Origin of the sequence: Halomonas sp. SIMBA_159 (assembly GCF_046536035.1) — a bacterium.
Classification (GTDB): domain Bacteria; phylum Pseudomonadota; class Gammaproteobacteria; order Pseudomonadales; family Halomonadaceae; genus Vreelandella; species Vreelandella venusta_A.
Window position 1 is genome coordinate 1 of the sequence record NZ_JAWJBT010000013.1, and the last position, 21,379, is coordinate 21,379.

The 21,379-nt window shown below is 52.4% G+C and carries 20 protein-coding genes; 13 read left to right on the plus strand and 7 right to left on the minus strand.

All coding sequences use genetic code 11. The annotated features are described in order from the left end of the window. Positions 1-256: 256 nt before the first annotated feature. Genes guaD through xdhA form a run of 4 tightly spaced genes read right to left on the minus strand, consistent with a single transcriptional unit; the run spans position 257 to position 6,287 of the window. Positions 257-1,570 (minus strand): guanine deaminase, encoded by a 1,314-nt coding sequence (gene guaD, locus R0J87_RS09905; protein WP_498886025.1) that lies wholly within the window; start codon positions 1,568-1,570, stop codon positions 257-259. 1 nt (position 1,571) lies between these two features. Continuing rightward, positions 1,572-2,432, minus strand: a complete 861-nt coding sequence (xdhC, locus tag R0J87_RS09910; protein WP_498885883.1) for a xanthine dehydrogenase accessory protein XdhC — start codon at positions 2,430-2,432, stop codon at positions 1,572-1,574. Continuing rightward, the gene (gene xdhB / locus R0J87_RS09915; protein ID WP_498885885.1) at positions 2,429-4,852 is read right to left on the minus strand and encodes a xanthine dehydrogenase molybdopterin binding subunit; all 2,424 of its coding nucleotides are present in this window, start codon (positions 4,850-4,852) and stop codon (positions 2,429-2,431) included. Before xdhB ends, xdhC begins: the two co-directional genes overlap by 4 nt. After that, positions 4,836-6,287, minus strand: a complete 1,452-nt coding sequence (gene xdhA, locus R0J87_RS09920) for a xanthine dehydrogenase small subunit (protein WP_498885886.1) — start codon at positions 6,285-6,287, stop codon at positions 4,836-4,838. Before xdhA ends, xdhB begins: the two co-directional genes overlap by 17 nt. A gap of 207 nt (positions 6,288-6,494) precedes the next feature. Between xdhA and R0J87_RS09925 the strand changes: the two genes are divergently transcribed. Both R0J87_RS09925 and hrpB read left to right on the plus strand, forming a co-directional pair. Then, positions 6,495-7,145: a TetR family transcriptional regulator C-terminal domain-containing protein gene (locus R0J87_RS09925; RefSeq protein WP_404345621.1), complete on the plus strand. Its 651-nt coding sequence runs from the start codon at positions 6,495-6,497 to the stop codon at positions 7,143-7,145. A 3-nt stretch (positions 7,146-7,148) separates the two neighbouring features. After that, the gene (hrpB, locus tag R0J87_RS09930; protein WP_498885888.1) at positions 7,149-9,593 is read left to right on the plus strand and encodes an ATP-dependent helicase HrpB; all 2,445 of its coding nucleotides are present in this window, start codon (positions 7,149-7,151) and stop codon (positions 9,591-9,593) included. Here the strand turns inward: hrpB and R0J87_RS09935 are convergent, their stop codons facing one another. Together R0J87_RS09935 and R0J87_RS09940 are read right to left on the minus strand one after the other, a co-directional pair. Continuing rightward, positions 9,594-9,827, minus strand: a complete 234-nt coding sequence (locus R0J87_RS09935) for a hypothetical protein (RefSeq protein ID WP_404466163.1) — start codon at positions 9,825-9,827, stop codon at positions 9,594-9,596. It abuts the gene before it with no gap. Between the two features lie 94 nt (positions 9,828-9,921). After that, positions 9,922-10,275 carry a hypothetical protein gene (locus R0J87_RS09940; RefSeq protein WP_498885890.1) on the minus strand — a complete coding sequence of 118 codons (354 nt, stop codon included), beginning with the start codon at positions 10,273-10,275 and terminating at the stop codon, positions 9,922-9,924. 131 nt (positions 10,276-10,406) lie between these two features. On the opposite strand from R0J87_RS09940, the gene R0J87_RS09945 reads away from it, so the two are divergent. The 5 genes from R0J87_RS09945 to R0J87_RS09965 all read left to right on the plus strand — a co-directional run bounded on the left by R0J87_RS09945 (position 10,407) and on the right by R0J87_RS09965 (position 15,004). Then, positions 10,407-10,580 carry a DUF2970 domain-containing protein gene (locus R0J87_RS09945; RefSeq protein ID WP_404345625.1) on the plus strand — a complete coding sequence of 58 codons (174 nt, stop codon included), beginning with the start codon at positions 10,407-10,409 and terminating at the stop codon, positions 10,578-10,580. Positions 10,581-10,705: 125 nt separating this feature from the next. Then, positions 10,706-11,821: a cytochrome c oxidase subunit II gene (coxB, locus tag R0J87_RS09950; RefSeq protein ID WP_404466165.1), complete on the plus strand. Its 1,116-nt coding sequence runs from the start codon at positions 10,706-10,708 to the stop codon at positions 11,819-11,821. Between the two features lie 50 nt (positions 11,822-11,871). Continuing rightward, positions 11,872-13,530: a cytochrome c oxidase subunit I gene (ctaD, locus tag R0J87_RS09955; protein ID WP_404345627.1), complete on the plus strand. Its 1,659-nt coding sequence runs from the start codon at positions 11,872-11,874 to the stop codon at positions 13,528-13,530. 32 nt (positions 13,531-13,562) lie between these two features. Then, positions 13,563-14,147 carry a cytochrome c oxidase assembly protein gene (locus R0J87_RS09960; RefSeq protein WP_498885891.1) on the plus strand — a complete coding sequence of 195 codons (585 nt, stop codon included), beginning with the start codon at positions 13,563-13,565 and terminating at the stop codon, positions 14,145-14,147. Next, the gene (locus R0J87_RS09965; protein WP_311064290.1) at positions 14,144-15,004 is read left to right on the plus strand and encodes a cytochrome c oxidase subunit 3; all 861 of its coding nucleotides are present in this window, start codon (positions 14,144-14,146) and stop codon (positions 15,002-15,004) included. Before R0J87_RS09960 ends, R0J87_RS09965 begins: the two co-directional genes overlap by 4 nt. 4 nt (positions 15,005-15,008) lie before the next feature. Here R0J87_RS09965 and R0J87_RS09970 read toward each other — a convergent pair whose 3' ends face one another. Further along, entirely contained in the window at positions 15,009-15,200 is a 192-nt protein-coding gene (locus R0J87_RS09970; protein WP_498885892.1) for a DUF2909 domain-containing protein, read from the minus strand. Between the two features lie 43 nt (positions 15,201-15,243). On the opposite strand from R0J87_RS09970, the gene R0J87_RS09975 reads away from it, so the two are divergent. The 6 genes from R0J87_RS09975 (at position 15,244) to thrS (ending at position 21,352) form a co-directional block, all read left to right on the plus strand. Beyond that, positions 15,244-15,906: an SURF1 family protein gene (locus R0J87_RS09975; protein ID WP_498885893.1), complete on the plus strand. Its 663-nt coding sequence runs from the start codon at positions 15,244-15,246 to the stop codon at positions 15,904-15,906. 1 nt (position 15,907) lies between these two features. Next, positions 15,908-16,414 (plus strand): redox-active disulfide-containing membrane protein, encoded by a 507-nt coding sequence (locus R0J87_RS09980; protein ID WP_498885895.1) that lies wholly within the window; start codon positions 15,908-15,910, stop codon positions 16,412-16,414. Between the two features lie 36 nt (positions 16,415-16,450). Then, on the plus strand, positions 16,451-17,488 hold the full coding sequence (locus R0J87_RS09985; protein WP_498885897.1) for a COX15/CtaA family protein: 1,038 nt from the start codon (positions 16,451-16,453) through the stop codon (positions 17,486-17,488). A gap of 143 nt (positions 17,489-17,631) precedes the next feature. After that, entirely contained in the window at positions 17,632-18,099 is a 468-nt protein-coding gene (locus R0J87_RS09990; RefSeq protein WP_404345638.1) for a DUF2489 domain-containing protein, read from the plus strand. A gap of 247 nt (positions 18,100-18,346) precedes the next feature. After that, positions 18,347-19,216 (plus strand): OmpA family protein, encoded by an 870-nt coding sequence (locus R0J87_RS09995; protein WP_404466171.1) that lies wholly within the window; start codon positions 18,347-18,349, stop codon positions 19,214-19,216. A 213-nt stretch (positions 19,217-19,429) separates the two neighbouring features. Continuing rightward, entirely contained in the window at positions 19,430-21,352 is a 1,923-nt protein-coding gene (gene thrS, locus R0J87_RS10000; RefSeq protein ID WP_404345641.1) for a threonine--tRNA ligase, read from the plus strand. Positions 21,353-21,379: the final 27 nt, after the last annotated feature.

Consider the following 21,379-nt stretch of genomic DNA (forward strand, 5'->3'; position numbering starts at 1 on the left):
GAAACCGCTTAGCGCCGATGGTAGTGTGGGGTCTCCCCATGCGAGAGTAGGTCATCGTCAGGCACTTATACCGCAAAGAACCCAGCCACTAGGCTGGGTTTTTTGTTGCGCGCAAGAAAAGCGCACCATAACCCCAAGCCCCGTGCACCGCCTGCTCGGGGCTTTTTGCTGTGGACGTATTACGCCCGCGGAGTATCCGCAATAAAAAAGCCGCCCGTTAGGGGCGGCTGGGGTGACCATAAAACAGTCGCTGGTATTAATCCCTGCGGTGTTGGCAGCGGCCTCCCGCCCAGGTTTCATAAATAGCGCGATCATCAGCTAACATCATTAAGGCAAATAAGCGCTCTCCAAGCGTCGTGCAGTGTTGGGTGCGACGCTTAAGAAGTGATGTGGCCTGCGGGTCAATGACTACAAAGTCTGCTTCATAGGAAGGCGCCAACTGGCCGACATGGCTATCAAGCGAAAGCGCTTTGGCATTTCCATGGGTTAATCCATAGAAACCCTGCCAAGCAGTTAGCGGTTGACCGCGCAGCTGGCCGACTTGATAAGCACTCTTTAAGGTACCGAAGCCTGATAAATCCGTCCCTGCGCCTATATCACTGGCGTAGGTGTATGGCATCCCTGTTTCTTGAGCAGCCTCCCGATCAAAAAGCCCGCTGCCTAGAAATAAATTAGAGCTCGGGCAAAAAGCAATGTTAGCGCCACGTTCTGCCAAGCGTTTACGCATGCCGTTATCAAGATGAATACCATGGGCAAACGTGCTTTTTGGGCCAACTAACCCGGCCTGTTCATAAACAGATAAGTAATCTCGACTGCCGGGAAAGAGCTCAGCCACCCAGTCGAGTTCTCCACTGTTTTCGGCTAAATGCGTTTGTAGCCAGAGAGTCGGATCATTGCGAAGCAGTGCGCCTGCCGCATCCATTTGGGTTTTAGTGGAGGTGGGGGCAAATCGTGGTGTTACGCTGTAACCAAGCCGCTGCTTACCGTGCCAGTCTTCGATTAGACGCTCCGTATCGGCAATGCCTGATGCGCCATCCATCAATGCGTCAGGTGCATTGCGGTCCATCAACACTTTTCCTACAAGCATGCGCAGTTGGCGTTTTTGGCAAGCAGTAAAGAAAGCGTCCACTGACCCCGGGTGACTGGAGCCAAAAACCTGCGCGGTTGTTGTGCCCGCTCGCAGCATTTCATCTAGAAAAGCATTGGAAAGTGCCTCTGCATGAGCATGGTTCGCAAATCGGCACTCTTCAGGAAAAGTATAGTCATTTAGCCAGTCCAGTAATTGGCGACCGTAAGAGGCCATGATATCTAGCTGAACGTAATGAACGTGGGTATCAATAAACCCCGGCATGATTAATTTGCCGCGATAATCGAGTACTTGGCTGTCTGTAGGTAATTGGCTGATTAGATCAGCGTAGTGACCGACTGCCTGTATATGACCATCTTTTATCCATAATAGGCCATCACCGTAGTGTTCAAGGCTGCCTGATTGGGGCATGTTGTCTTCGCCGGGGTCTCTGGCAAAACTTACCAGTTCAGCACGAATAAACGTATCGGTAAAAGAAGTCATATCAACTCTGATGTGTCGCAGTATCGTTAAATAGGGTACGCAAGGCAGCAGGCTCAAGCCCGCGTGTTTGACTAGGTGTGGGTTGATCGGTTAGCCAAAGAAGCTCAGTCACTACCGTCATCGCAATCGCGTAGGGGGTTTTATTGCTGAGCTTTGTATCATAAACAGTACCGATAGGGCAGCGCACCCGCTGTATGGCTTCAGGCGTATGGCCATCCCGTTTTAGTCGGCTTTGAAAGCTAGACCATTTGCTGTCGGAGCCAATGAGCCCAATAGACGCAATATCCGGGCGTTGAATCAGCGCTGCGATCAGAGCGTAGTCTTCATCATGATTATGGGTGAGCACTAACACATGGCTGTGGGGGGGCAGGGCTGAAACGCTCTCTTGAGGGCTAGTCAGCGAGTGGCAGTGCAGCCTCGGCTGCTGTTGATCCTGTATGCCAAACATATCATCGCGGCTGTCGTACCAATCAATATGCCAGGGTAGCGGCGCGCTGAGTTTGGCGATTTCGCGCCCGACATGACCGGCACCAAACAGGGCAATGTAACTAGAAGCACCAGGAAATACTTCTAGCAGCACGTTCACAAAACCGCCGCAGCACTGACCACTGCGCCCGCCTAGCGAAAAGGCTTCTAAGTGAAAGCCAGAGCTGCCTTGCCGCAACAAATCTCGCGCCGCTTGGATGGTTTGCCACTCAAATGTTCCACCCCCTAAGGTGTCGAAAATCTCATCGGCAGTCACCACCATTCGCGCACCCGGCTCTCGGGGAGTCGACCCTGCACTGGTCACCTGCGTTGCCAGCACATGGGGTATCCCGCTCCGTTGCAAGCGATGCAGCGCCGCGTGCCATGTTTCGGTCATAGTGCTTTCTTCCTAATCGCATGGGCGGCTAGCATCACTCTTTCTGGGGTCGCTGGCGTGTCCAAGTGAGGAGAGGTGCGGTAATCCGTCAAACTCGAAAGCGCATCTCGTAGCGCAGACCATACGCAAATACCGAGCATAAAGGGGGGTTCTCCCACCGCTTTTGAACGATAAAGACTCGCCATGGAATTGGGGTGGCCTTCTAGCAGGTCAACATTGAATACGCGGGGTAAGTCGCCGTAGGTGGGGATTTTATACGTGGCTGGGCCATCGCTTACCAGTACGCCTTTAGCGTTCCATTTCAGCTCTTCACTGGTTAGCCAGCCCATGCCCTGAATAAACCCACCCTCTACTTGGCCAATATCAATGGCAGGGTTTAGTGAGTTGCCCACATCGTGCAGTATGTCGACACGATCAACCACGTACTCGCCGCTGAGCGTGTCAACGCTCACTTCGGCCACTGCCGCGCCAAACGCGTAGTAGTAAAAAGGGCGGCCTTGACCTGTCGCTCGGTTGTAATGGATTAAAGGCGTGGCATAAAAGCCTTTTTCAGACAGTGAAATACGGTTCAAGTAGGCGGTTTGAACGAGTTCCCCCCAAGGAATTCGGCGTTCACTTTCACCCATGCCAGAGATGAGCATGCCATCTTCTAAGCGCATGCCTTCTCTATCTAAGCCGCCCTCAAAGTGCTGTGCGGCAAACTCAAACAGCCGCTCGCGCAGTTTGCTTGCAGCATCCCGCGCCGCCATGCCGTTGAGGTCGGCGCCGCTAGATGCTGCAGTGGGTGAGGTATTAGGAACTTTATCCGTGCGGGTGGCGCTGATTCTCACGCTGTTTAAATCTAGGCCCAATTCGCGAGCAACCACTTGGCAAATTTTGGTGTGCAGCCCTTGGCCCATTTCGGTGCCGCCATGGTTAATCATAATGCTGCCATCGGTATAGACATGCAGCAATGCACCTGCCTGATTGAGGTGTTGCGCCGTGAACGAGATCCCAAATTTAACGGGCGTCAGCGCGAGGCCTTTTTTAATCACAGGGCTGGCGGTATTGAAGTCGCGGATCTGCTGGCGGCGAGACCAGTAATCGCTACTGGTTTCTAGGGTTTCAACCAGCGTGTGTAATAGCTTTTTCTGATCGACCTGCTGGCCATAGTGGGTAACATCCCGCCCTTCACGATAAAAGTTTCGCTTACGAATCGTCAGCGGGTCTTCGCCAACGCGACGGGCGATATCATCCATCGCCGCTTCAATCACCATCATACCTTGCGGGCCACCAAAGCCGCGGAAAGCCGTGTTCGATGCGGTATGCGTTTTGGCACGATGGCCTGTTACCCGGGCGTCTCCTAACGAGTAAGCGTTGTCGGCATGAAACATGGCCCGATCGACAATCGCATCAGAGAGATCGGGAGAGTAGCCGCAGTCACCAACCACGGTGATATCACCGCCCTGGATAACGCCTTGGGCATCAATCGCTAATTGGTAACGGTTATGGAAGGGGTGGCGTTTTCCTGTAGCGCGCATATCTTCGCTGCGTGGCAGGCGTAGCCGAGTAGCTTTACCAGTGCGGCGCGCAATAATGGCGGCAATACACGCCCAGGGGGATGCCTGGGTCTCTTTGCCACCAAAGCCGCCCCCCATGCGACGCACTTCTACGGTGACAGCATGAAAGGGAATGCCCAACACTTCAGCGACGAGTTTTTGAGTTTCACTGGGGTGCTGGTTAGAGGTATATACCATGACCCCTTCGTCTTCAGTGGGCACGACGATGCACGCCTGCCCCTCCAAATAGAAGTGCTCTTGCCCACCTACAAACAGATCGCCTTCAATGATCTGCTCGGCCTGCTTTAAAGCAGTTTGCCAGTCACCGCGCTGCTGGGTATGGGTGGGACGAACAACATCATGCCGCTCAGCTGCAGCCACGGGGTCGAGGCTTGCCGACTGTTCGTCGATGTGAAGTGTCGCGAGCTTAACGGCTTGGCGAGCGGCCTGTAAGGAGGTCGCCGCCACGGCGAAAAGACACTGCCCCGCGTAACTGATCTCTTGCTCGACAAAGATAGGGTCGCCGGGAAAGACCGGCCCTATATCCGTGTGCCCCGGCACATCGTGAAAGGTAATCACATCAACCACGCCAGTGGCTTGCTTAACGGCGTCTAATTCAAGTTTTGTCAAAAGACCGTGAGCAACCGGCGAGAGGCCAAGGGCTACGTGCAGGGCATCTTGAGGCGTCTTAATGTCGTCAATATAAGCGGCTTTGCCGGTAACATGTTTCTCTGCGCTTTCGTGGAAGCTAGAAGTACCTGCTTGACGCTGCCCGTGGCTATCCACGGTATGGCGTGCCAGCGGACTAGAGCCTTGGATATGGTCATGCAGCTCGCGGCGTGCGCGGCTGCTATCACCGTCCAGCTTAGTGAGCGTACGCATGGAGCATGACCTCTTGTGTGGGTGCCGAAAGCGAAAGATATAGGCGCTCAAATAGATTAGCTGCCGCTTGCTGACGATAGTGCTGACTGCCACGGACGTCGCTCATCGGCTGAAATTCGTCAGTAAGTGACTGCTGTGCGGCTTGAAAGCTTTCTCGCGTGACAGGCTGCCCTGTTAACGCGGCTTCTGCCTTTAACGCTCGTTTAGGAACACCCGCCATGCCGCCAAACGCAATACGCACATCGCTTAATACACCATCGATGAGTCGGTAATGAAAAGCGCCTAATACGGCAGAGATGTCATCTTCACGCCGTTTGGAAAGCTTCCATACCTTAAGAGTCGCATCCTCAGCCAGCCGGGGTATGAAAATTCGGCTCACGACTTCATCAGCGGCTAACGCTGTCTTTTTATAATCGAGGAAAAAATCGCTAAGCGGGAGCGTGCGGGTACCCTCTTGATTGGCTAGCTCAACCCACGCTTTTAGCGCCAGCAGCACCGGTGGGGTATCGCCGATAGGGGATGCGTTGGCAATATTGCCACCTAGCGTGCCGCGGTTACGCACCTGCTTAGAACCCAGCCGATGGAGCAGGTGGGCAAAGGCCGGGTAGTTAGCCGTTAACAAAGGCTCAAGCTGTGAGTAGGTCACGCCTGCGCCGACCCACCAGCCTGGCTGTTCATCAAAGTGACTCTCTTCAATATGGGCAAGCTCTTCGACGCGTGTGACGTCAATCAATTGATTCAGCACCGCTAAGCGCTGCGTGCTTTCTAACCATAGATCAGTGGCACCTGCCACAAGGCGCGCAGAGGGATAGCGACGACGTAGCTCCGTCAGCTCTTCTAGCGTGCTGGGTTGGGCAAAGAAGTCTAGGTTGTTTGCGTCAGTTTGAGAGGTGCTCAGCGGTGTATGGGCAGATTGGCAGGCATCAATCCACTGCGGAGCGTTCCAAGAGGCGTTCTGCATGCTAAGCGCCGCATCACGAATAGGCCGATACCCTGTGCAACGGCATAAGTTACCGCCCAAGGCCGCTTCAAGCCGTTCTGGCGTCAGGGGGGCGGGGTGCGTTTGCTGCTGAGTATGTAGCGTAAAGAGTGACATCACGATGCCGGGGGTGCAGAAACCGCACTGACTGCCATGACACTTCACCATAGCGCGCTGTGCTGGGTGTAGCTCTCCGTTAGCAGCCAAACCCTCCACAGTCAGCAAATGCTGGCCATGTAACTGGTGAGCGGGCGTAATACACCCATTGATACTCTCAAAATGGGAGTCGTTATTGCCTTTGATCGCAACGGTACACGCACCGCAATCACCTGATGCGCAGCCCTCTTTCGTCCCCGTCATCCCCAAATGGTCGCGTAACAGCGTTAGAATACTGGTGTCAGGGGGCACGTGACATTGGGTCGGGGTGCCATTGAGCAAAAACTCAATTGTAGCCATGCCAAACTCCGTTATGATTGTTCTGACCGATCGGTCAATAATGTTGAGCTTGTGACAAAATTGCGCACCTTGCAAGACTTTGTTAAATGAGATCTTACATGCACTATAAGTGGGCATTTAATAGATGATCGCACGCCTATAGCGCATACCTTTGTAGACACATTATCTTGACAGCAAGCCGCAAGGATTAAGACAGGAGCTTATGGAATGACAGCGGATACCGCGAACCAAGAAAACGCCAGCAGAGATCGAATTGAACAGACCATATTAAGCGCTGCGGAGCAGGTGTTTTCTCAACATGGGTATCGTGGTGCCAGCCTCCAGGCAATTGCAGATCAAGCCAAACTGCCAAAAGCCAACATCCTGTATTACATGGGCAGCAAACAGGCGCTGTACGTGCGTTTGCTCAACCGCATGATGAGCCGCTGGAATGCGGTACTGGAAGATATTACGGCGGAGAGCGACCCAGGGCAGGTGCTCAGCGATTTTATTCGTACCAAAATGGTGCTTGGTCAACGTTATCCTGAGGGGTCAAAGCTGTTTGCTGCAGAGATATTAGCGGGGGCACCTTTTCTTAAAGAGTATTTGTCGGGCGAGCTAAAGGAGTGGGTGGCCTCCCGTGCGGCGATTATTCGTCAGTGGTCTCAGCAGGGGAAAATGGATGATGTCGATCCGCGCTGGCTGATTTTTTTGATTTGGTCCGCGACTCAGCACTATACCGAGTACAGCGCACAAGTGACCGGCATTTTGGGCGAGGAGGGACTCAGTGATGCTGACTTGGCCTCTATCTGTGAATTTTTGGAACACGTTATCCTGAAAGGCTGCGGTATCGCCCGTACTGCCCCAGTAGCACGCTAACCCATGATGACATCGCTTCCTATCGAGCAGCATTTAGCCGCTATTCAAGCGTCGCTAGCAAAGCACCCGCGACTTATTCTAGTGGCTCAGCCGGGCGCCGGTAAAACGACCCGTGTTCCGTTAACGTTACTTTCGAGTGAATGGGCGAAGGGGCAGCGGCTGTTACTGCTCGAGCCGCGGAGGGTCGCCGCTCGACTCGCCGCGACGTTTATGGCGGCTCAGTTGAATGAGCAGGTGGGCGAGACGGTTGGCTATCGTATGCGTGGCGATAGCAACGTTGGCCCAACGACTCGGCTTGAAGTGGTGACTCAGGGTGTACTGACCCGGATGCTTCAAGATGACCCTTTGATGGAAGGGGTGGCGGGGATTATTTTCGATGAATTCCATGAACGAAGCATCGAAGCAGACCTGGGATTGGCGCTGGCGCTTGATGTACAAGAAAGCGTCCGCGACGACCTGCGACTCGTCGTTATGTCTGCCACCTTGGATGTCGCGGCATTAAAAGGCGTGTTGGGTAGTGACACGCCGGTGATTGAAAGTACCGGCCGTGAATTTCCAGTGGAGACACTCTACCGCCCTTTGGGGGCCTCTGACACTTTGCAGATGGCTGCCCTAAGGGTTACTGAGGAGGCGCTAACGCGTGAGAACAGTGGTGATGTGCTGGTCATTCTGCCGGGCGTTGCGGAGATAACTAAGCTCGTAAGGGGGCTTGAGCATAGTGGCCTTGATATTGAGGTTCGGGCGCTGCATGGCAGTATGACAATCGATGCCCAGCAATCGGCATTAAAGCCTCATGCAACGCGCCAGCGAGTGATCGTTTCAACCGCCATTGCTGAGTCCAGTGTGACCGTTGATGGTGTGAATAGCGTGATTGATGCTGGTTTAGAACGTGTGCCGCTATTTCATCCTCGCACGGGGCTAACGCGACTCACCACACGGCGGGTAAATAGAGCGAGTGCCGACCAGCGGCGGGGCCGAGCGGGTAGGCAGCAGCCTGGCGTCTGTTATCGTCTGTGGGCATCCGAGCAGCCGTTAGTGCCTTATAGTGAGCCTGAAATGCTGCAGGCGGATCTATCTAAATTAGCACTGGAACTGGCGTTATGGGGTGCGCGTGACCCTCGGGAGCTTTCTTGGGTCTCTCCACCGCCAGAGGGCGCGTGGAATAGCGCCCAATCGCTGCTTCGCCAGCTTCGCTTGATTGATACCGACGGTATGCTGACGTCACTGGGCAGGCAGAGTGCTCAGTTGCCGCTGGAGCCTCGTTTGGCCGCGATGCTTACAAGCGCGATATCTCAAGAGGCGCTGCCGCTGGCCTGTGCGCTAGCCGCCTTGCTAGAGGGAAGGGAGCGTATTCAGGGTAGTTTACTTGGTGCCTTGAAACAGCATATCGATCAGCCGGCTGCGTTCCCCCAGTGGGAGAAAGAGGTCAAGCGTCTCTCGCGTCTGATGAATACGTCGCTGCCAGGAAAGTGTTCTTTTGAACCGCTAGGTGCGCTGCTTGCTGTAGCGTACCCGGACCGCATTGCCCAACGGATAGCGCCAGGGCGCTTCAAGCTAGCTAATGGTAAAACAGCGACGCTGCCCACGAGTCATCCGCTATCCCAAACCGCTTTTCTGGTAGCCGTCAACGTGGAGAGCGCGACCAGTGAGGCCAATATCTATGCCGCTGAAGCCATCACGCTAAAGACCTTGGTGAGCCTTTACCCCCAAACCCAGAAGTGGCAAGAGCAGATTACTTGGTCGGAGGAGCAGGGTAAGCTGGTAGGCGACGCTGTTCAGCGCTATGGGGAGCTAATATTAGCCACCCGACCGCTACAGCAATTGCCTGCCGAAGCGGTTGAAAAAGCACTCATTGCGGCGCTTAAACAGCGTCCAATGCTACTGTTTAACGAGCAGATGCGCCAATTGCAAGGGCGTATGGCGTTACTCAACACGCATGATGAGCGTTGGTTTGACTGGTCAGAGCTAGCGCTGCTGAGCACGCTGACGACATGGCTAAGCCCCTACATGTCTGGTGTTACTCGCCTCAGCCAATTAGAAAAGCGACCCTTTCATACCTACTTGATGAACACCCTCGATTGGGAACAGCAGACTCAACTAGAGAGGTTAGCGCCTGTTTCTATTATCGCTCCCAGTGGTAATCGCATTAGCGTGGACTATTCACCCTGCCGTGAGGGTGGCGCGCCAGTGCTAGCACTAAAACTCCAGGAAGCTTTTGGCTGGGAAGTGACGCCCACGGTAGTTGATGGGCGTGTCCCAGTAACGCTGCACTTGCTATCTCCCGCGCGAAGGCCGCTGCAAGTGACACAAGATTTGCACAGCTTTTGGTTAAACGGGTACTCAGAAGTACGTAAAGAAATGCGGGGGCGTTATCCCAAACATCCGTGGCCAGAAGACCCTTTCACTGCTCAAGCGACCGCATATACCAAGCGTCGCTTGGGTCAGTAATCAGTTGTTTTGCTCATCTTCTGAAGTCGCTGGCGGAATATCTCCCGGCTTACGATAGCGTACGCCGTCGGCACGCGGCTCTTCATAGCGGCGGTTCTCATCTTCAGGCACCACGCCAAGTACGGTCTCTTGAGAACCATCTGGCCATGTATAAGTGGTACAACCTGCGAGGGGTAAAAGCGGTAGTAAGGTGAAACACAAGTGGCGAAGCACCACTCCACGAGGCTTAGTCATGCACGGCTCCATTGACAGTCCATTGCGATCTTAGCGAGGGAATGCGCGTAGTTTGAATTGCCTCGCTGTTAGCCGCAAGCTTAATTACACGCCTCTAAATTTCCTCCCACAGGCAGCGTCGAAAGTCATCTGACAGCTGGGTGACGCCTGCCATTCGGTCGGCATGAGCATTGGTAAAGGTTTTGGCCAGCGACAGATAGTGTTCGCTGAACTCGGCATAGGTGCAACGACGGCGGTTCTGGGTCATGCACTCCATCAAGGCAATGTTGCTCTGGGTGATGGCATGAAATAAGTCAGCTTCTAACTGAAATGCCTTTGTCACGCTTTCAATCCAAATCAACTGAAGTTGCAGCATTGGCTGCACACTCTGTAGCAAATAGTGCTGACACAAAGCGGCGACAGGCTCAGTGTGGTTGGCTTGCGATGGGGCTATGTGTTGACCTTTCATAGCAAACTCCTGTTTGACCGCGCTGTTTTGGGCAGCACGATTCTTAATATTGCCTATCCTCAACTATAGCTGAGTACTACAGAGCAGCTGTCAAAATGAGAATGAAATATCTCAGCGTGAAGGGAGGTGCTATGTGGTCAGTGGTCAAGTCAGTCTTGGCGGCGCTATTGGGTGTTCAAAATGATCGCCAGCGCCAGCACGATTTCTCGAGCGGTAAACCGGCCGCCTTCATTATTACCGCAGTGCTGGTCACTGTTGGATTCGTGCTGCTATTAGCAGGTATTGCAATCTTTGCAGCAGGGTGAAGCGTTGACAGGCATCACGATAGTCATGCGTGACGAATGCCGCATGTTTTCTATACTGGGTAATATCACTTAATCCTAACCTCATAAAAAGGTTGGCGAGCACAACAATAATAAAGGAGGTTTCTATGCGCCTACCGTGGCGATGGCTTCTCACCATTACCAGTGCCGCAAGTCTCCCTCAAGCCCACGCGAGCAGTTGGAACATGCCGGTGGGGGTCACGGATATAAGCCGCGATATCTTTGGCCTTCACATGACCATATTTTGGGTGTGTGTCGTCATTGGCATCATTGTATTTGGTGTCATGTTCTACTCCTTATTTCGCTATCGCCACTCTAAAGGGGCAAAAGCAGCCCGCTTTCATGAACATACCTCGGTTGAGGTGCTGTGGACGGCTATTCCCATTTTGATATTGGTCGGTATGGCGGTACCCGCGACGGCCACGCTGAAAAACATGTACGACGCCTCTGAAGCGGACCTGGATATTATGATTACCGGGCAGCAGTGGCGCTGGCGCTATGAGTATCTCGGCGAAGATATTGCGTTTACTTCCAACTTGAGCACGACGCGAGAGCAGATTCGTGGCGATGCTGAGCGAGATGAGCATTACTTATTAGATGTCGATGAACCGTTGGTGCTCCCTATTAATCGTAAAGTACGTTTTTTGATGACATCTGATGACGTTATTCACTCCTGGTGGGTACCAGAGCTTGCGGTGAAGCAAGACACCATTCCTGGCTTCATTAACGAAAATTGGGTTCAGATTAATGAGCCGGGTATCTACCGTGGCCAGTGTGCTGAGCTTTGCGGCGTTAACCATGGCTTCATGCCCATTGTGGTACATGCCATGGAAGAGGCTGAGTTTGAAACATGGCTTGCAGAGCGCAAAGAGGCGGCCGAACAAGAGGCTATGGGGGTTGATCGTGAGTGGGAGATGGAAGAGTTGATGGCTCGAGGCGAGACGGTGTACCAATCTATTTGCTCGTCTTGTCATCAAAGTGAAGGGCAGGGGGCACCACCAGCATTCCCAGCACTTGCAGGCAATGAGCAGTTAATCGATGACCTTGATTGGCATCTGGATCGAGTGATTAACGGTGTGTCAGGGGCTGCTATGCCTGCGTTCCGCAGTACGTTGAACCCGGTTGAGATTGCGTCTGTTGTGACCTACACGCGTAACGCATGGGGTAATGATACCGGTGAGGCCGTGCAGCCATCGGCGGTGGCCGAGCGTATTGCTCAATAGATATCTATCCTACTTTCTCTATTAAAACAACAATGTACGCGGAGAGACTCATGGCGCCCAAACTACCTCCACAACACTCACTGCAGCATAGTTCGACTGCCGTGGCTGGTGGCCAGTCTCAAGAAGGCCAATCGCATGGTGCCTACGCAGCGCATCCCAAAGGCATGTTGCGTTGGTTACTGACGACGAATCATAAAGAGATTGGTTCGCTATACCTGATCTTTTCGCTGACGATGTTTTTTGTCGGCGGTATCTTTGCGCTCGTGGTTAGGGCTGAGTTATTCCAGCCTGGTTTGCAGTTGGTAGAGCCAGAGTTTTTTAATCAAATGACCACCATGCACGGCTTAATTATGGTGTTCGCTGCTGTAATGCCTGCGTTTACCGGTTTAGCGAACTGGATGATTCCGCTGCAGATAGGTGCGCCTGATATGGCCTTGCCGCGATTGAATAATTTTAGCTTCTGGCTCCTGCCGGTTGCTTTTACTCTGCTGCTTTCTACCCTGTTGATGCCCGGCGGCGGTCCGAACTTTGGCTGGACTTTTTATGCGCCTTTATCGACCACCTATGCGCCTGCATCCACGACGTTTTTTATTTTAGCGCTGCACATTGCCGGTATTAGCTCTATTTTGGGGGCGATCAATATCATCGCTACCATCTTGAATATGCGTGCTCCCGGCATGCGCATGATGGATATGCCACTCTTTGTGTGGACATGGCTGATTACTGCTTTCCTGCTAATTGCTGTTATGCCGGTGCTGGCAGGTGTCATTACCATGATGCTGATGGACATTAACTTTGGGACTAGCTTCTTTGATGCAGCGGGCGGGGGAGATCCTGTCTTATTCCAGCATCTGTTCTGGTTTTTTGGCCACCCAGAAGTTTACATCATGATTCTGCCTGCATTTGGCATCGTGTCGGCGATTATCCCTACGTTTGCTCGTAAGCCCTTGTTTGGCTATGCCTCGATGGTATATGCCACTGCAGCCATTGCGCTGCTGTCATTTCTGGTGTGGGCGCACCATATGTTTATTGTAGGACTGCCGCTAACGGCGGAGCTTTTCTTTATGTACTCCACCATGCTGATCGCTGTGCCAACGGGGGTGAAAGTTTTTAACTGGGTGACCACGCTATTCCGTGGCTCTATCAGTTTTGAGCCCCCTATGCTGTTTGCGCTGGCATTTGTGGTTCTATTTACAATCGGTGGTTTTTCCGGCCTGATGTTAGCGATTGCCCCCGCTGATTTTCAGTATCACGATACCTATTTCGTGGTAGCGCACTTTCACTATGTGCTTGTTCCTGGTGCGATTTTCGCCATCATGGCAGGCGTTTACTATTGGCTGCCTAAGTGGACCGGTCACTATCCTAATGAGCGTTTGGCACAGTGCCACTTTTGGTGCTCAATCATCGGGGTGAATCTAACCTTCTTTCCTATGCATTTTGCCGGTTTGGCGGGTATGCCTCGGCGTATTCCAGACTATGCACTCCAGTTTGCCGATTTCAATCTCCTCTCAAGCATTGGTGCGTTCTTCTTTGGTGCTTCCCAGCTGCTTTTTGTTCTGGTGGTGGTGCTTTGTGTGAGAGGCGGGCAAAAGGCGCCTGCCAAAGCATGGGAGGGTGCTGTTGACTTGGAGTGGAGTGTGCCAAGCCCCGCGCCATTGCATACGTTTGAAACGCCACCCGTGTTCCAGCGTACTCAGTCACATGATTAACGTCTAAATGCTGATATAGGCGGGGGTGACACATGGCAATAGACCGCTTTCAGAAAGCTGGTGTCAAGCGCACAGTCATACGCAGTGTGGCAGCGCTCGTAGGTATGTTTGCTTTTGCCTTTGCCTTGGTTCCTCTTTACGACGTGTTTTGTCGCATAACGGGGTTAAACGGAAAAGTAGACACCACGGCAAAAGCTATTATCTACGAAGAAGTGGACCAGACGCGTTTCATCACGGTGCAGTTTATTACCCGTGGCAGTGCCGGTTTGCCTTGGCAGATGAGTGTTGAGACACGGCAAATGCGGGTACATCCAGGTCAAACGGCTGAAGTGGATTTCACGTTTACCAATAACAGCCATCTGGAAAGTTGGGGGCGTGCGGTGCCAAGTGTTTCGCCCTCTAGTGCAACCACACATTTACGAAAAGTCAGCTGTTTCTGCTTCCAAGAACAGCAGCTACAGGGAGATGAGAGACTCACTATTCCACTGATATTTCAGCTAGCAAGAGACCTACCCGAGGACATCAATACCATCACCCTGGTGTACACCCTATATCCGGTGCAGCGTATCGCGCTGAACCCAGTCAATAACAATAACGCGGTGGGGGATAGCATATGAGCAGTGGCAGCTACTACGTTCCTGCAACTAGTCGGTGGCCAATTCTAGGGTCGCTTGCGCTGGGTGCCATGATGGTCGGTATTGGTATTAAGCTGGTGTATGACACAGGCGCTCCCTTACTCATTATTGGTGCGATAGGCGTTATTAGTGTCATGGGTTTGTGGTTTCGTGATGTAATTCACGAATCTATGGGAGGCTTATACGACACCCAAATGGATCGCTCGTTTCGTTGGGGAATGGGCTGGTTCATATTTTCAGAAGTGATGTTTTTTGCGGCTTTTTTTGGCGCTTTATTCTACATACGGACTTTCACCATTCCCTGGTTAGGCGGTGAAGGGGCAAAAGGAGTGTCTGCTCTACTGTGGCCCGGATTTGTTCCTCAATGGCCGTTACTCAATCCCCCTGATGCGGCGGTGTCAGGCCCTACGAGCGTACTGAGCCCCTGGCAATTACCACTGGTGAATACACTCATTTTGGTCACTTCAAGCATTACCTTGACGGTTGCCCACGAGGCGCTAAAGCTTGGCTATCGTCAGACTTGTCGGAACTGGTTAGCCGGTACCGTACTTCTGGGAGCCTGCTTTATTGTGATTCAAGGCGTTGAATACTATGAAGCCTATCATCATTACGGCATTACCCTAGAGGCAGGTATTTTTGGGGCAACGTTCTTTATTTTGACGGGCTTTCACGGTGTTCACGTCATTATTGGTACGCTTATTTTAGCGAGCATGCTCGTGAGGATACTCAAAGGACATTTTGCTAACGACCATCACTTTGGCTTTGAGGCCTCCTGTTGGTATTGGCATTTTGTAGATGTGGTGTGGGTAGGGCTCTTTATCTTTGTGTATGTTTTTTAGCCGATTAACCAAGCTCGCCGGTTAAAAAGCCAAACAAAAGTAATGCCATCAATACACAGGCTAATGCAATTCGCCATTTCAGGGATGTCACTAACCGTCGGGAGGAGCTGTCATCGCGCAATAAAAAGCCTGCGCCAGCGGCTAAGCTGGCCACCATTCCCATAAACATTAATGCAATGAGCAGTTTTAACCACATGATAAAGTCCTCTTATATTCCAGTGCGACTATACGCATGGTGCGTGTTTTGGAGTGTTCTGGTGGTGTTGGGGTTGTTCTTAGGACTATGGCAGTGGGAGCGGGCTGATGACAAGCGCGAACTGCTTGCCATCCGTGAGTCAGCCCCTACATTAGTTGAGCCTACCCAGACCCCAGAAGAAGGCTCTGAAGTGCATTTGCGGGGTATTTATCTTGATCAACATACACTTTATCTAGATAACCGAATTGTTGAAGGCCGCTTGGGCGTCGCAGTGCTAACACCACTCCGAGATACCGAAGGGCAGCTTTGGTTGGTGCAGCGCGGTTTCATTGAAACAGGAGCCAGCCGGGCACCTCCGTCGGTGTCAACTCCTCAAGGTGTTGTTGAGGTATCGGGCGAATGGCAAGCGGCACACGCACGTGGGCAGTTATACGGTATTAATCAAGAAGGCGTTCGGCTTCAACAATTAAGCTTAGACCCTTGGACAGCTTCGCTCGGTTCTTTCAGTCATGATGGTTGGCTTCATGCTGAAAGTGGTAGCGGTGTTTTTATACCCTGGTGGGAAGCGAATGTGATGCCGCCTAGCCGCCACCTTGGCTATGCTTTTCAGTGGTGGGGACTGGCGCTGGCAGCGGGTGTCATTATGCTGTTGGGTGGGTATAGGTTAGTGAAGGACTGGCGAGAAAATGACATAGGAGGGTTTTAGCGTGCACCATCAACGTCCCGTGCGTTATCCAAGGCTTAAAGTAGTGCTCCTATTTGCAATTTTTGCCGCTCCTATTGTCACTGCGTGGGGAATGGTGACTTGGGATGTGGGTATTCCCCGAGATCACACGGCGCATGGAAACATTACCTTAGAAGTGCCTCCTCTTCAGGATTGGCCCCTAATGGCCTCGATCGACGCTTCTGAGCAGTGGACGCTGGTATTTGAGTGCCATGTGCGCTGCGAGGAGCAGCAGGATGAGCTATGGCGGCTACACCGCGCCCTTGGGCGAGAAGCTACTCGCTTGCAGCGTTTGAGAATTGGGGGTGGCGATGCAACTCTGCCCGGTGAGACGAAGACCGTGTGGCAAAGCACACCTGCTTGGCGTAATACAAACGATGTTTGGTTATTTGACCCTATGGGAAGACCTGCGCTGGCATTTAGTGCAAACGTGTCAGCTGCCGACATTCTCGATGACATACGGCACTTATTTAAAGTGAATCCGATTTAGCCTATGTTCGGTTAGTAATAGCCGTAAGGAATTGCCATGCAGACTTACCAGGAGCGCCGTCTTCACTGGCTTATCTGGATCACTTTGCTGGGAACGTTACTCACGACCTGCGTCATACTGGTAGGAGCATGGACGCGTTTAGTGGATGCTGGTTTGGGCTGCCCTGATTGGCCCGGCTGTTATGGACGCTTGGTGGTGCCTGACAGTGAGCATGCCGCGCTTCATCATCCTGATGCCCCGTTAGAGCCATTCAAGGCATGGGTAGAGATGGCTCATCGCTATGTGGCCAGCTTTTTAGGTTTGATGGTGCTGAGCGTCTTGGCGATAGGTTGGCCACTGCGTAAACAAGTGGGCTACCCATGGGGCTTAAGCATAGCGTTGTTGAGCGTCATTTTGTTACAGGGGGCGTTTGGTGCTTTCACTGTGACATTAAAATTATGGCCACAAGTGGTGACGCTGCATCTATTGGGTGGATTAAGCGTCTTAATGCTGTTTTTCTGGCTACATTGCCGCCTGCGGCGTGTAAGAAAAGGGGAGGCAGGCAACGTTAGAAAAACAGGGTTGCTATGGTATCTAGCCGGGGGGTTATTGGTGCTTCAGCTTGCATTAGGTGGCTGGGTAACCAGTAATTATGCGGGTATTGCCTGCCAAGGGTTCCCGACCTGTAACACACAGTGGTGGCCCACAATGGATCTAAGTGAAGGTTTCCACCTGACACAAACGGTAGGGCCCAACTATTTACATGGTCAGCTGCATGCAGACGCCCGCACCGCGATCCATATGGTTCACCGCTTAGGGGCGCTGCTATTAGGTGTGGCGTTGGTTGCCCTTTGGTGGCGGTATCGTAGTATCAAAGCTGTGAGTGCTCCATTAAGTGGCGTATTGGTAGCCTACGGCTTCCAGGTTGCGCTTGGGGTGGCCAATGTGTTGCTTTGGCTCCCGCTTTGGTTAGCGCTATTACACACGGCGGGCGCTGTCGTACTAGTGCTGAGTATGGGTTGGGCATGGTGGTGTTGGCGGTATCAATATGGCGAAAAAGCGTCGTTTTGTGTTCGCCAAGCGCAAACGATATGACCAGACTCTATCGCTAAATTGCAGCCATGAATCTCAATCACCAAAAATGTACATCAATCAAATTGGTCTACGTTAGGTCGTTAGGTGTACAATTCTCGTTAAGATATTTACTGACCAATTTTTGACTACGTAGAAGGAGCTCTATGAGTTCGACGGTTGCACTTCTATTACTCGCGGTAGGTATCGCAATTATTGCGGGGCTCGTCGCCTACGCATTCTCTCTACGTAGAGAGGTAAAGCGACGTGACGACTTCCGACTTGATGAAGAGCGGCGCGCGCAGCAAAATAGTCTTGAGAACCTTGATTATGTAGTGAGCGCGCTTGTTCAAGAGCAAGTAGATATTACCGAAGGCTCTTGGCGCTGTAAGGTACTGCTTGAAATTGTTGATCCCAGCTTAACGGAGCGTCCTGAATTCGAGGCGTTTGCTGAGGTTTACAATCGCACGCGTCATTTAAAGACGCATTCCGCCCGTAAGCAGTTGACGCCTAGGGAAAGAATGCAGGAAGACAAAGAGCGCATTGCGGTAGAAGAAGAAATGCGCCCTGCTGTGTTGGCGGCTGCTTCAGCTGTCATCAAGTGGCGTTCTCAAGGGCCTAAGGCCCTGCATTGAAATTTTTTAATGTCAACGATGTCAGCTTTGCTATGCTGGAAGGGTCGGTATTGGCAAGAAGTTGATATCTTGGCATTGTTGCCTTCTAACGCTGAAACGTTAATGATAGGCACCTTGTTCGGTTTCAAGGGGCAGGGATTCCTAATCCTGAAGCAGAACAGCGAAAAATGGATGCTCTCGCAATAAGAAGCATTGGATAGATTTGGTCTATAGACCTTATCAGCATTGGATCAAGAAGGAGTCTTGCATGAAAAAATCAACGACTGGCTTGCTAATCGGTTCTGCCTTAGTAGTAGGTCTTTCCGGCTGCGCTAGCTCAGCTTCTCAGTCTTCTGGTCAGGCGGGCGCTAACAGCGGTCAAAGCTGGTACCAGCACCCGGCTGTTTGTGGCCTTGCGGGCAGCATCATCGGCGGCAGCATCGGCTATGCTACTAGCAGCAGCTCTGATGAAGACGCTGGCGCAGCAACAGGTGCAGCTGCAGGCGCTGCCATTGGCGGCCTGCTGTGTGCAGACCGTACTCCGGAGCCGGTAGCACCTCAGTGCCCGAGCTACGGTGAAGTACCGGCTGGCGTTGCTGTTGATGCTGAAGGCTGCCCGCTAGACTCCGACGGTGACGGCGTGCCGGACTACCGTGACCAGTGCCCCGGTACCCCGGCTGGCGTAGAAGTTAACGCCAACGGCTGCCCGCTGGATTCCGACAACGACGGCGTGCCGGACTACCGTGACCAGTGCCCCGATACCCCGGCTGGCGTAGAAGTTAACGCACTAGGCTGCCCGGCAAGCGTTGTTCTGCGTGAAGTAAACTTTGAGTTTGATTCTGCTCAGCTGACTGCCAATGCTCAAAACGTCCTGAACGGCGTTGCCGAGCGTCTGGTAAGCAACCCTGATGTACGTGTGAGCATCGAAGGCCACACTGATTCTCGTGGTTCTGACCAGTACAACAAAGACCTGTCTCAGCGTCGTGCAGAGTCCGTAGCTGCTTACCTGAATCAGCGTGGCGTTCAAGCTGACCGTATGCGTGCAATTGGCTACGGCGAAGAGCGTCCGATGGCTACCAACGACACTGAAGAAGGTCGTTTCCAGAACCGTCGTGTAGAACTGGATGAGTGGAACTAATCCACTTAACTAGATCATCAAGGGGTTGCCCGCATATCTTGGGTGGCAATTCCCTTTGATACAGAACGGGAGGCTTATGCCTCCCGTTTTATTTTATCAAGCCTTAAATTCTGGTAGGCTGAGCAGCCTTCAAGATGTGCTAAATACCCCCGACCATTGATAGCGAAATGTGATCCTTGGTATGGATCACCACTGCGCTCAAGGAATACCTGAATGCCCATTGTGACACTGCCCGATGGCAGCCAAAGAACGTTTGATGCGCCGCTCTCTATTATGCAGCTTGCAGAATCCATTGGCCCTGGTTTGGCCAAGGCCTGCGTGGCGGGCAAAATTGCAGGGGTGTTGGTAGATGCTGCTGATGTAATCGAACATGATGCAGATGTTTCGATCATCACAGCCCGCGATGAAGAAGGGTTAGAGATTATTCGTCACTCCTGTGCACACCTTATTGGGCACGCAGTGAAACAGCTGTACCCCGACGCTAAGATGGCGATCGGTCCTGTGATTGATGATGGTTTTTACTACGACATTGATTTCGGTAAGTCAGTCACGCCGGAAGATTTGGAAGCGATTGAGAAGCGTATGCAAGCGCTGATTGACCATGAGTATGACGTTGTTCGTGAATACGTCGACCGTGATCAAGCAATGGCGACGTTTGAACAGCGCGATGAATCGTATAAGCAAGAAATCATCCGTGATATTCCCGAAGGTGCCACGATTCGTCTTTATCACCATGAAGAGTACACGGACATGTGCCGTGGCCCCCATGTGCCAAATACTCGGCACTTAAAAGCATTCAAGCTGACAAAGCTTGCTGGTGCTTATTGGCGTGGTGACTCTTCTAACCCGATGTTGACCCGTATTTACGGTACAGCTTGGGGCGATAAAAAGCAGTTGAAGGCTTACTTGAAGCGCTTAGAAGAAGCCGAGAAGCGCGATCACCGCAAGCTGGCGCGTAAGATGGACTTGTTCCACCTTCAAGAAGAAGCGCCGGGCATGGTTTTTTGGCACCCTAACGGTTGGACCATGTACCAAGCCTTAGAAGAGTACATGCGGAAAATCCAGCGTGAGCATGGCTATCAAGAGATCAAAACTCCGCAGGTGGTGGACTTGTCGCTGTGGAAGAAATCGGGTCACTGGGGGCATTACAGTGAGCTGATGTTCACTACCGAATCTGAAAAACGCGAATACGCCGTCAAGCCGATGAACTGCCCGTGTCACGTGCAGGTATTTAATCAAGGCCTTAAGAGTTACCGGGATCTTCCGCTGCGCTTGGCCGAGTTTGGCAGTTGCCACCGTAATGAGCCTTCAGGCTCGCTGCATGGTCTGATGCGGGTGCGTGGTTTTACCCAGGACGATGCGCACATTTTCTGTACCGAAGGCCAGATCCAAGCGGAAGCAGAAGATTTTATAGCCTTGACCCTGCAAGTGTATAAGACGCTTGGATTCGAAGATGTTGAACTGAAGCTTTCAACGCGGCCTGAAGACTTCCTTGGTGAAGCCGAAATGTGGGATCAGGCCGAGCAAGGTCTGGAAGCGGCGCTAAATGCGACGGGCTTGAAATGGGATCTTCAGCCGGGTGAAGGGGCGTTTTATGGCCCTAAAATTGAATTCGCATTGCGTGATTGTCTGAATCGTGTTTGGCAGTGTGGTACCCTACAGCTCGATTTTAACTTGCCAGGACGTTTAGGGGCTCAGTACGTTGATGAAGATGGCGTGCGTAAAACCCCAGTAATGCTTCACCGCGCGATTTTAGGCTCCTTCGAGCGTTTCTTGGGGATTCTGATTGAGCATTATGCGGGCGCTATGCCATTATGGCTTTCGCCACAGCAGGCGGTTATCATGACTATCACCGATTCACAGCGTGAATATGCGCTTGAATTAGAGAAGCGCCTGCAAAAAAGTGGCCTGCGTGTTAAAGCGGACTTGAGGAACGAGAAAATCGGCTTTAAAATCCGCGAGCATACGTTACAGAAAGTTCCCTATCTCCTTGTGGTAGGAGATAAGGAAGTCGAAGCTGACTCAGTGGCCGTGCGAACACGCAGCGGCGAAAACCTCGGTACAATGACGGTCGATGAATTTATTGAACGCCATACTGCCGAGCGAGCAGCCCTGGCGACATCGTCAATTGCCTAAGGAGACGGAACGATCAAGAGAAGCAAC